Raw genomic sequence first — 11,423 nt, 5'->3', positions numbered from 1 at the left:
CGCCCGGACCGCGCGCCGACCCGTACCGCGCCGCTGCGCACGCCCGTGCGCCGCGGCACGCCCCGAAAGCGAGAGAGACCCCCGTGGCCGTCATCCACACCGAGCCGATCGAGATCGTCTACCACGACATCACCCTGCGCACCCTGGAGGTGCTCCGGGTGACCCGGCCCACCCCGCGGATGGTGCGGGTCACCCTCGGCGGCCCCGAGCTGGCCGGCTTCATCGACCGGGCCCCCGCCGACCACGTCAAGGCCTTCTTCCCCGCCCCCGGCGAGACCGTGCCCGTGCTGCCCGGGATGGACCCGGACGGCGACGGCATCGTGATGCCCACCGAGGCGCCGTTCCCGATCAGCCGCGACTACACCACCCGCCGCTTCGACCGCGAGGCCAACGAGCTCGACCTCGACTTCGTGCTGCACGGCCACGGCGTCGCCACCACCTGGGCCGCCAACGCCAAGCCCGGTGACCTGCTCGGCCTGGCCGGTCCGCGCGGTTCGGTGATGGTGCCCAAGGACTTCGACTGGTACCTCTTCGCCAGCGACGAGACCGGCCTGCCGGGCCTGGCCCGCTGGCTGCGGGCGCTGCCCGCCGGGGCCGTCGCCAAGGCCTTCATCGAGGTGGACGACGCGGGCGAGGAGGAGCACCTGCCGACCGACGCGGACGCCGAGATCACCTGGGTCCACCGCAACGGCATCCCGCACGGCGAGGGCGAGCTCCTCCTGGAGGCCATCCGGGCCCTGGAGTTCCCGCCCGGCCAGCCCTACGTGTGGATCACCGGCGAGGCCGGCGAGCTGCGCCCGATCCGCCGTCACCTGCGCGAGCTGGGGCTGGACCGCGAGTACACCGACGTGGACGGCTACTGGAAGCGCGGCACCGTCAACCTCGATCACCACGAGCCGGACGAGGACGACGACGAGGACGGTGCCCCCGAGAAGGCCTGACACCCCTCCCGACCCCCGCGCCCCCGGCCCCTCCCGCTTCCGCCGGGGGCGCGGGCACGTCCGTCTCCGGGCCTCCCGCGCGGGACGTGCCCGAGCCCGAGAAGCCCGCACCGGTCCGGTGCGGGCTTCTGCGGTGCGGGCGGCCTACCGCCGGCCGGAGCGCCACTCGTGGGCGAGCAGCCACACCAGGTACAGGCCGCCGATCGCCGCCGTCAGGATGCCCACCGGCAGCTGCACCGGGGCGACCACCCGCTGGGCCGCGAGGTCGCTCAGGCAGAGCAGCACGGAGCCCATCAGCGCCGACGGCAGCAGGGCGACCCCCGGCGCGCGGGCCAGCCGGCGGGCGAGCTGCGGGGCGGCCAGCGCGACGAAGCCGATCGGGCCGGCCGTCGCCGTGGCCACCGCGGAGAGCAGGACCGCCGTCACCACCAGCACCAGCCGGGAGCGTTCGACCGGGACGCCCAGCGCCTTGGCGGAGTCGTCGCCGGCCTCCATCAGCCGCAGGTGACGGCCGAGCGGCAGGACCACCGGCAGCAGCAGCCCGACAGCCAGCGCGGCGGGGACGAGCTGGGTCCAGCCCCGGCCGTTCAGCGAGCCGGTCAGCCAGACCGAGGCGGCGTGCGCCTCGTCGAGCGAGGCCTCCGTCATCAGGTAGGCGTTGACGGCGCTGAGCAGCGCCCCGGCGGCGATCCCGACCACGATCAGCCGCGCCCCCTGGACCCCGCGCCGGTACGCCAGCAGGTAGACCACCAGGGCGGTGGCGAACCCGCCGCCCACGGCCCCCGCGGCCACCGCGAAGGCACCGCCGCCGAAGACCAGGATCTGGAGCAGCGCGCCGGTCGCCGCGCCGGTCTCGAAGCCGATCAGGTCCGGGCTGCCGAGCGGGTTGCGGGCCAGGCTCTGGAAGACGGCCCCGCTGAGGCCGAGGGCCGCGCCGGTCACGATGCCGACCAGCAGCCGGGGCAGCCGCAGGGTGTTGACGACGTAGTCGGTGGCCCGGGTGCCGTCGCCCAGCAGGGCGCGCACCACGTCGGGCGGGGAGACCTGGTAGTCCCCGGTGCCGAGCGTGGCCACGGCGACGACGAGCAGCGCGACCGCCAGGCCGGCGGTGGTCAGCACGGTGCGGGGGGCGAGCCGCAGCTGGACATGGGGGCCCAGGCGCACCCGCCAGCCGGGGGCCGGCGCGCCCTCGGCGGCCCGGACGGCGCGGGGGGTCCCGACGGTGGTCACGGTCACAGCTGCGGCACCTTCCGGCGGCGGACGAGCACGATCAGGACGGGGGCGCCGATCGCGGCGGTCACGATGCCGACCGCCAGTTCGTCGGGCCGCACCAGGATCCGGCCGAGCACGTCGGCGGAGAGCAGGAGGGTGGGGGAGAGCACCAGGCAGTACGGCAGGGCCCAGCGCTGGTCGGGTCCGCACACGAGCCGGACGGCGTGCGGCACCACCAGCCCGACGAATCCGATCGGCCCGACGGCCGCGGTCGCGGCGCCGCACAGCAGGGTCACGGCGACGGCGCCCAGCACCCGGGTGCGGACCACCCGCGCCCCGAGCGCGTTGCCGAGGTCGTCGCCGAGCGCCATCGCGTTCAGCGGCCCCGCCAGGGCCAGGGCCAGCACCGTCCCGGCGGCGAGGAACGGCAGGACCTGGAGGAGCACCCCGTGGTCGCGGCCGGCCAGGCTGCCGACGGACCAGGTCCGCAGTTCCTTGAAGGAGTCGCGGTCGAGGAAGGTGAGGGCCGAGATCCCGGCGATCAGCGAGGCGTTGACGGCCGTTCCGGCGAGGACCAGCCGGACCGGGGAGGCCGGACCGGGAGCCGCGGTGCCCAGCAGGTAGACCGCGACGGAGGTGGCGGCCGCGCCGGCGAAGGCGAACCAGACGTAGCCGGCCAGGGTGCCGGCGCCGAACACCCCGATGCCCAGCACCACGGCGGCCGAGGCGCCCGAGGTGATGCCGAGCAGGCCGGGGTCGGCCAGCGGATTGCGGGTCAGCGCCTGCATCAGGGCGCCGGAGAGACCGAACCCGACGCCGACGGCCAGGCCGAGCAGGGTGCGGGTGAGCCGGTAGTCCTGGACGATCACGGCGTCCTCCGACCCGTCCGGGGCGAACAGCCCGGAGAGCACCGTCGACAGCGGGATGGACTTCGTCCCCACCGCGATGCTGAGCGCCGCGACGAACAGCAGCAGCGCCACCGCCGCGGTCAGCCCGGCCGCCCGCAGCACGTGCGCACGCGGCCGTGATCCACGGGGCGGGTCCGCCGCCCTCCCGGTTTCGGTCGGTCCCACCGGAGCCAGCACGCCCACTCCCGAACTTCCGTGGGCCGGCGGGGACCGCCGGCCCTGCCGATAGTTAGGGAAGGCTATCCTAAGTTCCAGGGAGGGTGCGGCTCCGGTCGCCGTCCCTGGGCGGCCTTCACCGGCGGGTGCCTGGGGGATAGTCGTCCCGGACGACCGCCGCCGCGGCGGCCATCGTCAGCAGCCAGCCGGACACGGAGAGGACGAGGGTGAGGGCGAACGACAGCTGGGCCACGACGAAGAAGGCGGAGACGGGGAACGCGGTCGCGGCGATCATCCAGCCGCCGAAGAACGGGATCGACCGGAAGCCGAGGTGCGGGCGGACCAGGCCCTGGAGGGCCAGTGCGGACCCCAGGCCGACCATCACCGCGATGGCCGCCACCGCCCACCGGCTCGGGCGCAGGGTCACGGACCGGTGCCCGTCGTGGGCGACCTCGGCCACCCGGTCCCGCCAGAGTGTCAGCTCCACCCCGGTGTCCACCGCGACGGCATCGTAGAGTGCCCGGTCGACCTCGTGGTCGCGGGCGGGTGCCGCCTCCCGGGACACCTTCAGCAAGAAGTCGCGGCCGTTCGCGGCACGCTCGGACCTCCGCTCCGTCACCCTGCCGATCTCGTGCCGCACGCAGGCGCTGCCTGCCGGCGAGGCCCGCCCGCAGGCCGGTGCGGTGCGGTAGGCGCCCAACTCCTCGTGCTCGGAGAGGAACCAGGCGAAGGCGATGCCGACGGTCGCCAGGCCCGTGACGGCCAGCAGGCCGGCGATCGCCCTGAGGGCGGGCCGGTCGGACCCCGGGTGCCGACCGGAGGGTTCCCCCGTGTCCCTGCGTCGAACTCTCATCCCGTCCCACCCCTGTCGGGCGCGGCCTGCGGGTACCTCGTCGGTGCCCTGTCGCGATCCTCCCAGGGGGAGCCGGGCGGGGGAGTGCGTCCGGGCCCTCTTGTGACGAACCTGTAGAAGAGCGAAGTCGTAACCAGTGCAGGGGAGTTGGTGCTCCCTCGCCGGTGGGTGGCGATCACCGGGGAGGGAGCACCGGGCGCGGCCGCCGGTCGGCCCCGGCGGGGCTCAGGCGGTCGGGAGCATGGCCCGCCGGCCGGGGGCGGCGGGGGACTGCACGGTCATGCCGCCGTCGATCACCAGCAGCTGCCCGGTCAGGTAGCGGGACTCCTCGGAGGCCAGGAAGACCATCGCGTGGGCGATGTCCTCCGGGGAACCCAGGTAGGGCAGGGCGTTGCAGGCCAGGAGCGAGTCGATGACCTCGGCCGGCAGGTTGTCGCGCAGGGCGGGCGTCATGACCGCCCCGGGCGCCACCGCGTTGCAGCGCACGCCCTGCGGGCCGTACTGCACGGCGATCGACTTGGTGAGGTTGACGACGGCGGCCTTCACCGCGCCGTAGGAGATCTGCACGACGTCGCCGACCAGGCCGGCCACCGAGGCGGTGTTGATGATCGACCCGCCGCCCGCCGCGATGAGGTGGGGCAGGGCGTGCCGGGTGCCGAGCAGGGTGCTGCGCATGTTGAGGGCGACGGCGCGGTCGAACTCGTCGAGGTCGAGCCGGAGCAGGTCGAGGTCCTTGCGGGGGTCGCTGCCGCCCACGTGGTTGCAGAGCACGTCCAGGCCGCCGAACTCCCGCACGGCGGCCGCGACGGCGGCGGCCGTCGAGGCGTCGTCGGTGACGTCGACGGTCACCGGCAGGGCACGGCCGCCGGCCGCCTCCACCAGGCGGGCGGTCTCCTCGGCGGCGGCCGGGTGGTGGTCGGCGACCACCACGGCGGCGCCCTCGGCGCTCATCAGCTCGGCCGCGGCGCGGCCGATGCCGCTGCCGGCGCCGGTGATCAGCGCGGTCTTGTCCTTGAGTCGGTCCATGGTGCTGCTCCTCGTCGAGCCGTTGGTCAACATTGATGACAAGCGTAAGTCATCTATGATGACTTAGTCGTCCGAGCGAAGGAGAACCAGGCGTGAGCGAGCCGTCCACCCCCCGGCCGCGCCGGTCGGCGGCCCTGACCAGGCAGGCCATCCACGACGCGGCGCGGGAGCTGTTCAACCGGGACGGCTTCGGCGCCGTGGGCATCCGCGCGGTCGCCGCGCGGGCCGGGGTGGACGCCGCCCTGGTGATCCGGCACTTCGGATCCAAGGAGCGGCTCTTCGTGGAGGCGATGAGCGTCGACCTCCCGGCCGCCAGGATCCTGGAGGGCCCGCTGGACGGCATGGGCCGGGCACTGGTCGCCCACGTCGTGGACCTGTCCTCCTCCACCGCCGGCTCGCTGGCGGTCGCCTCGCTCGCCGCCCTGTTCCGGGCCTCCGACCGGGACGAGGTCCAGCGCAGTCTGCGCGCCACGATCGAGCGGGCCTTCGCCGACCCGCTCGCGCCCCGGCTCGCGGGGGCGGACGCCGCGCTGCGCGCCCACCTCGTGGCCGCCCAGGTCGGCGGGCTGCTCACCTCGCTGCACGTGGTGGAGGACGAGGTGCTGGTCCGCGCCGACCGGGCGGCGCTGGTCGCGCACTACGGCGACGCGGTGCAGCGGCTCATCGACGGGTGACGGGCCGGGCGGCCCCGAACGCCGACCGGCCCCGGCGGACCGCCGGGGCCGGGCCGTGCGTCCGGGCGGATCAGGCCGGGGCGAGGAGGTAGGCGGTGGACTTGTCGCTGGGCGACGTGCCGTAGCTGCAGTTGTGGGTCTGGGTGGTCGCGGTGGACTTCCAGCCCGTCGGGACCTTGCACGCCCAGAGGCCGGTGACCGGGGTGCGCAGCCGGTAGGCGGGGTTGGTGCTGCCGGGGGCGAGGCTGCAGTTGGTGATGTTGGTGATGAGGTCGTACGTGAAGCCGCTCGCCGTCTCGCAGGACGTCACCAGGTCCCCCGGCGCGCGCAGCCGGTAGGAGGCCGACGAACTTCCCGACGACATGCTGCAGTTGCCGGACATCGTGGTGCTGTCGTAGACGAAACCGGTCGCACGGACGCAGGAGACCAGCCCGTCGACCGGGGTGCGCAGGTGGTAGCGGGGCGAGTAGCTGCTGCCGCAGCTCGACGAGGCGACGATCTGGTCGTAGACGTAGCCCGCCGGTACGGAACAGGACCAGGTGTTGTCCAGCCCGGTGGTGGTCGTCGGACCGGCGGCGGCGTCCGGGGCGGCGGCGAGCGCGGGCACCAGGGCGGCGGCGACGGCCAGGGCGATGCGCGCCGTGGTGCGCAGGGGCTGGGCCGCGGAGGCGGTGGTCATGGGGTGGACTCCTCTGGGTGGATGGCGGGCGAAGTGCCCGGACCGTTCTTCTAGCAGCGGCGCCCGCGGGCCGCCGGGCCGTTCCGGACGGACCGGTTCAGCCGGTCCACCCGCGTCCAGATCCCGTCTACGCCCAACCCGCTCGCCCGGCGCGCCGCCCGTCCGCGCCGTCCCGCTCCGCCGTGCCGTCCCGCTCCGCCGGTCCGAAGCGCGCCCGCGCTCGCCCCGACCACGAGGACGATCGCCAGCAGCTGCGCCGCGGTGAGGGCCTGCCCCAGGACCAGCCGGCCGGCCAGCGCGGCGACGGCCGGGGCCAGGCTCAGCAGGAGCGCGAAGGTCGCCCCGGGCAGGCGGCGCAGCGCGAGCAGCTCCAGCGCGTAGGGCAGGCCCGAGGACAGCAGTGCCACCACCAGGCCGAGCGCCAGTGCGCCCGGGTCGAGCAGTGCGGCACCCGCCGAGCCGATCCCCAGCGGCAGGGTGACCAGCGCGGCGACGGTCATCGCCACCGCCAGCGCGTCCAGCCGCGGGAACCGGGCCCCGGCACGGGCACCGAGGACGATGTACGCCGCGCACAGGGCGCCCGCGCCGAGCGCGAACCCCGCACCCGCCGGGTCGAGCCCGCCGAGGCCGTCCGCCCCGAGCAGGGCGACGCCCGTCAGCGCCAGTGCGGCCCGTGCCAGGCTCGTCGGCCCGCGTGCGGCGAGGACCGACAGCAGCAGCGGGCCGAGGAACTCCAGGGTGACCGCCGGGCCCAGCGGGATCCGGTCGATCGCCTGGTAGAAGAGGACGTTCATGCCGCCGAGCGCGAGGCCGAACGCGCCGGCGACGGCCAGGTCCGACCGGGTGCGTCCGCGCAGCCGGGGCCGGCAGACGGCGGCCAGCAGCACGGCGGCGATCGTCACCCGCAGCGTCACCGTGCCCAGCGCGCCGACCCGGGGGAACAGCAGCGCGGCGGCGGCCGAGCCGAACTGCACCGAGAGCGTGCCGGCCAGCAGCAGCCCGATGCCGCCGATCCGGCCGGCCCCGGCGGCATCGGCCGCGGGCGCCCCCGCCGGTGCTCCGGCCGTCCGTGCGCCGGCCGCGTGCGCCGCGGGCGGTCCTGAAGTGGCTTTCGCTGGAAGCGTGTTCGTCATGCCCTCCACGCTAGGAATCCGCCGGCGCCGCGTGAAATGCCGATCGGGCGGCGGTTATGCTCCCGGGACATGACCATCGAGCTGCGCCACCTGCGGGCCTTCCTCGCCATCGTCGAGGAGGGCACCATCACCCGCGCCGCCGCCCGGCTGCACACCGGCCAGCCGGCGCTCTCCCGGACCCTGCGCCAGCTGGAGAACCACCTCGGCACCCGGCTGATCGACCGCTCCACGCACCACCTGGAGCTCACGGCCGCGGGCCGGGCCTTCCGCGACCGGGCCGCCTCCGCGCTGGCCGCCGTCGACACGGCCCTCGACCCCCGCTCGCTGGCCGCGGTGCCGCTGCGTCTCGGTCACCCCTGGCCCGCGCTGGGGGAGCACACCGTACCGCTGCTGCGCCGCTGGGACGAGGAGAACCCGGACGTGCCGCTGGAGTTGCGCCGCGTCGACGACCGCACGGCAGGGCTCACCCGGGGCGAGGTCGACATCGCGCTGCTGCGCGGCGAGGTGACCGCGCCCGGGCTGGTCACGGAGCCGCTGCCGGCCGAGGAGCGGGTGGCGGCCGTCCCGGCCGACAGCGACCTCGCCGCCCGCGGCGCGCTCACGCTCGCGGACCTGGCGACCCGCCCGCTCGCGCTGAACACGGTGGCCGGCACCACCACCCCGGACCTCTGGCCGCCGGGGGCGGGCCCCGCGGCGACGATCGAGGTCGCCAACACCGACGAGTGGCTGACCGCCATCGCCGTCGGCCGGGCGGTGGGCATCACCACCTCGGCGACACCCGCCCTGCACAGCCACCCGATGATCGCCTACCGCCCCCTGGCGGACGTTCCGCCGGTGCCCCTGGCACTGGCCTGGCGGCGCGGCGTCCCGGCCCATCCGGCGATCCCGGCCCTGGTCCGGCTGACCCGCGCACTGCTGGCGGGGCACTGACGCCCGGGCGCCCGTGCGCGCCCCTCCCGCGCCCGCTCAGTGGAGCTCCCCGCCGGTCGGGTGCCTGTCGGGAGACCGGTCGGCGCCCTGCGCCCCGGTGCGCTGCGCCAGGCCGTTCAGGATGAGGGCGAGGCCTGCCTCGAACGCCGACTCGTGATCGATCACCGGCATGTCGGCCGGTGGATCCGCGCTGTCGGCGGGACCGGCTTCGGCCTGCTCCTCCAGGACGCTGCCGACGGTGAAGCGGCTCGCGGCCAGCATCGCGAACTGCGCGTCCCGCTCAGGGATCCCGGACGCCACGAGGAAGTCCATCTTGCGGCGGATCCGGTCGAGGTCGCCGGCGGGAGTGCTGCCGGCGTGGAGCCGTGCGCCGTCCCGGCGCGTCAGCAGGGTGCGCCTGAAGCTGCGCGTGTTGTCGGCGAACCACTCGCGCCAGTCGTCGCCTGGCGTCGGCAGGGGTGCGCTCGCATGGGGCGCCATCGCGGCCTCCGCCATGGCCGCGAGGAGGTCCTTCTTGGTGCGGAAGTGCCAGTAGAGCGAAGGCTGTTCGACGTTCAGCCGTCTCGCCAGCCGTCTCGTGCTGACGGCGTCCAGCCCGGCCTCGTCGAGCAGGCCGAGCGCCTCGGCGACGACGGCCTCGCGGTTCATCTTGGTCACGTTGACAACCTATCGCCGATAGACGACCCTCGAAAGGAATCTTTCACCGATAGATTCCGAGGGGGAGGACATGGTGAGGGGACCGGACCGGCAGCCCCTGAGGATCCTGGTCGCAGGTGGCGGGATCGCGGGGCAGGCCATGGCCCTCTGGCTCACCCGGGGCGGCCACCGGGTGACCGTCGTCGAACGCGCTCCGGCGCTGCGGGCGGCCGGGGCGCAGATCGACCTGCGGGGACAGGGCATCGAGGCCGTCGAGCGGATGGGGCTGCTCGACGCCGTCCGCGGAAAGCTCGTGGACGAGGCCGGTGTCGCCTTCGTCGACGCACGCGGCAGGGCCAGGGCGACGATCATGGCCAACACCTCGGGTCGGGGCCGGCAGGCCCTCACGTCCGAGTACGAGATCATGCGCGGGGACCTGCTGCGCATCCTGCACGACGCCGCCAGGGGCGACGCCGAGTTCGTCTTCGGCGTGGGCGTGGACGGCTTCGAACAGGACGCCCACAAGGTCCTCGGACACTTCTCCGACGGTTCCTCCCGCGCGTTCGACCTCCTGGTCGGCGCGGACGGGCAGGGGTCGCGCGTCCGGCGAGCGCTGCTCCCGGAGGGCGTCGACCCGTACTGGCGGATGGGCATCCACATCGCCTACTGGTTCGTTCCGCGCATCGCGTCCGACGGCAACATCCGGGACACCTTCATGGTGCCGGGCGGCCGTCAGATCATGCGTCGCAGCCACAACCCGACCGAGACCCAGGTGTACTTCGTCCTCCGGGAGGAGTCGGAGGAGGCCTCGGCGATCCACCGCGCGCCCGTCGAGCAACAGCGCAAGTTCTGGGCGAGCAGGTTCCGCGGTGCCGGATGGCAGACCGAACGCTTCGTCGAGGGCATGAGGACCAGCCCGTTCCTCCACTCCCAGGAGGTCGTCCAGGTCCGCACCGGCACCTGGTCCGAGGGGCGCGTGGTCCTGGCCGGGGACGCCGCGCACTGCGCCTCCCCCTACAGCGGCATGGGCGTCTCCGGCGGCCTGGTCGGCGCCCACGTCCTGGCCGGCGAGATCAACCGGCACCCGGGCGATCTGCCGGCCGCGCTGGCGAACTACGACCGCGTGCTGCGGCCCTTCGTCAACGGGATCCAGGGCGGGGTCAACCCGCGCCTGTTGCGCCTGGGCCTGCCGACGTCCCAGCGGGCGATCGACGTCTTCCGGGCCACCACCGCGCTGGCCTGCTTCCTGCGCCTCCCCGGCCTCGCCGCGCGCCTTTCGGCGCGGGACCGCGGCGGCCACTGGCGGCTCCCCCGGAACCCGGCCTGACCGGCGCCCTCCGGCAGCGGCCGCGCGGTTCGTACCGCCGGCCGCCACGACCGCGCCCGCACGGCGGTCCGAAGGCTCCTGCCGACGAACCGACCCGGGGCCGCCGCCGTTCGGCAGGTGGCCGGCCCGGGGTCGTCGGTCGCTCGCGGGCTCAGAGCCGGTGCTCGGAGCAGGGGGAGTGCTCGAAGGGGGTCTTGAAGCCGACCACGGGTGCCAGGTCCGCCGTCCAGCGGTGGCCGATGGTGGTGCGCTGCATCCGGAACAGCTGGTTGGCACGGCCGCGGAGCCGGATCCGGTACTCGGCGACCGTCTCGGGACCGTTGTCGGCGAGTTCGGCGACGATGTCCTCCAGGCAGCAGGTGGCGCAGGCCGACCCGGTGCGGTGGCGGTCGCGCGGGACGCCGGCGCTCTCCAGGCCCCAGACGGTGATCGTGCCGTCCGGTCCGACACCGGCGAGGAAGCGCTCCGGCCCGCTCGGCGAGGCGCAGGCCGCCAGCAGCCGCTCGCGGAACCCGGCGGGGTCGACGGTGACCACCGGATGCCGCACCAGGCCGGGCGCGAGCGCCGTCGCCTCCGCGGCGACGGTGACCGCCGCGGTCACGCAGCCGGCGATCAGCAGCCAGCCGGGGCCGCCGGTCAGGCCGTACCAGACGGCCAGGCCCGACGCGAGGCAGGCCACGGCGTGGTCCGGGGTCAGGGTCCAGCCGCGGTGCCGGATCCGCAGGGCCGACCGGAGGGCCAGCAGGGGCACGCCCGCCAGTGCCACGGTGTGCAGCACGTCCATCGGCCCCGCCCCCTTCGGCTCTCCCCGACCGTGGTGTTCCACCCGGGCGGGCGCGTGAATCCGCGGTGCCCCGAATCCGCGGCCGCAGCGCCGGACGTCTCCCGGCGCCGTACCGCCCCCGGCGCGGTGGCGCCGGGGGCGGCAGGGGCCGGGCCCGGGACCCC

At 75.3% G+C, this 11,423-nt stretch carries 12 protein-coding genes; 4 read left to right on the top strand and 8 right to left on the bottom strand.

Annotation, left to right across the window (positions count from 1 at the left end):
* Positions 1-83: 83 nt before the first annotated feature.
* Positions 84-941 (top strand): siderophore-interacting protein, encoded by an 858-nt coding sequence (locus ACFCX4_RS28860; protein ID WP_376148535.1) that lies wholly within the window; start codon positions 84-86, stop codon positions 939-941.
* 144 nt (positions 942-1,085) lie between these two features.
* On the opposite strand, the gene ACFCX4_RS28855 is transcribed toward ACFCX4_RS28860, so the two are convergent.
* The 4 genes from ACFCX4_RS28855 to ACFCX4_RS28840 all read right to left on the bottom strand — a co-directional run bounded on the left by ACFCX4_RS28855 (position 1,086) and on the right by ACFCX4_RS28840 (position 5,096).
* Positions 1,086-2,171 (bottom strand): FecCD family ABC transporter permease, encoded by a 1,086-nt coding sequence (locus tag ACFCX4_RS28855; protein WP_376148541.1) that lies wholly within the window; start codon positions 2,169-2,171, stop codon positions 1,086-1,088.
* 2 nt (positions 2,172-2,173) lie between these two features.
* The gene (locus tag ACFCX4_RS28850; protein WP_376148532.1) at positions 2,174-3,163 is read right to left on the bottom strand and encodes a FecCD family ABC transporter permease; all 990 of its coding nucleotides are present in this window, start codon (positions 3,161-3,163) and stop codon (positions 2,174-2,176) included.
* Positions 3,164-3,353: 190 nt separating this feature from the next.
* The gene (locus ACFCX4_RS28845) at positions 3,354-4,070 is read right to left on the bottom strand and encodes a hypothetical protein (RefSeq protein ID WP_376148530.1); all 717 of its coding nucleotides are present in this window, start codon (positions 4,068-4,070) and stop codon (positions 3,354-3,356) included.
* A 225-nt stretch (positions 4,071-4,295) separates the two neighbouring features.
* Positions 4,296-5,096, bottom strand: a complete 801-nt coding sequence (locus tag ACFCX4_RS28840) for an SDR family NAD(P)-dependent oxidoreductase (protein ID WP_376148527.1) — start codon at positions 5,094-5,096, stop codon at positions 4,296-4,298.
* 92 nt (positions 5,097-5,188) lie between these two features.
* Between ACFCX4_RS28840 and ACFCX4_RS28835 the strand changes: the two genes are divergently transcribed.
* Complete coding sequence (locus ACFCX4_RS28835) at positions 5,189-5,770, top strand: TetR family transcriptional regulator (protein WP_376148524.1); 582 nt, start codon at positions 5,189-5,191, stop codon at positions 5,768-5,770.
* A gap of 70 nt (positions 5,771-5,840) precedes the next feature.
* On the opposite strand, the gene ACFCX4_RS28830 is transcribed toward ACFCX4_RS28835, so the two are convergent.
* Together ACFCX4_RS28830 and ACFCX4_RS28825 are read right to left on the bottom strand one after the other, a co-directional pair.
* Complete coding sequence (locus ACFCX4_RS28830; RefSeq protein WP_376148521.1) at positions 5,841-6,449, bottom strand: hypothetical protein; 609 nt, start codon at positions 6,447-6,449, stop codon at positions 5,841-5,843.
* Between the two features lie 50 nt (positions 6,450-6,499).
* On the bottom strand, positions 6,500-7,582 hold the full coding sequence (locus ACFCX4_RS28825) for a DMT family transporter (protein ID WP_376148518.1): 1,083 nt from the start codon (positions 7,580-7,582) through the stop codon (positions 6,500-6,502).
* Between the two features lie 69 nt (positions 7,583-7,651).
* Here ACFCX4_RS28825 and ACFCX4_RS28820 point away from each other — a divergent pair, with 69 nt between their 5' ends.
* Positions 7,652-8,512, top strand: coding sequence for a LysR family transcriptional regulator (locus ACFCX4_RS28820; protein WP_376148515.1), 861 nt, complete (start codon positions 7,652-7,654; stop codon positions 8,510-8,512).
* Positions 8,513-8,548: 36 nt separating this feature from the next.
* Here ACFCX4_RS28820 and ACFCX4_RS28815 read toward each other — a convergent pair whose 3' ends face one another.
* On the bottom strand, positions 8,549-9,160 hold the full coding sequence (locus ACFCX4_RS28815) for a TetR/AcrR family transcriptional regulator C-terminal domain-containing protein (protein WP_376148538.1): 612 nt from the start codon (positions 9,158-9,160) through the stop codon (positions 8,549-8,551).
* Positions 9,161-9,239: 79 nt separating this feature from the next.
* Here ACFCX4_RS28815 and ACFCX4_RS28810 point away from each other — a divergent pair, with 79 nt between their 5' ends.
* Positions 9,240-10,475, top strand: coding sequence for an FAD-dependent monooxygenase (locus tag ACFCX4_RS28810; protein WP_376148512.1), 1,236 nt, complete (start codon positions 9,240-9,242; stop codon positions 10,473-10,475).
* Between the two features lie 151 nt (positions 10,476-10,626).
* Here ACFCX4_RS28810 and ACFCX4_RS28805 read toward each other — a convergent pair whose 3' ends face one another.
* Positions 10,627-11,259, bottom strand: coding sequence for a hypothetical protein (locus ACFCX4_RS28805; RefSeq protein WP_376148509.1), 633 nt, complete (start codon positions 11,257-11,259; stop codon positions 10,627-10,629).
* Positions 11,260-11,423 lie beyond the last annotated feature (164 nt).

Origin of the sequence: Kitasatospora sp. NPDC056327 (assembly GCF_042261735.1) — a bacterium.
Lineage (GTDB): Bacteria > Actinomycetota > Actinomycetes > Streptomycetales > Streptomycetaceae > Kitasatospora.
The sequence above is the reverse complement of the archived record's forward strand: the minus strand, read 5'-3'. Positions and strand labels throughout refer to the sequence as shown.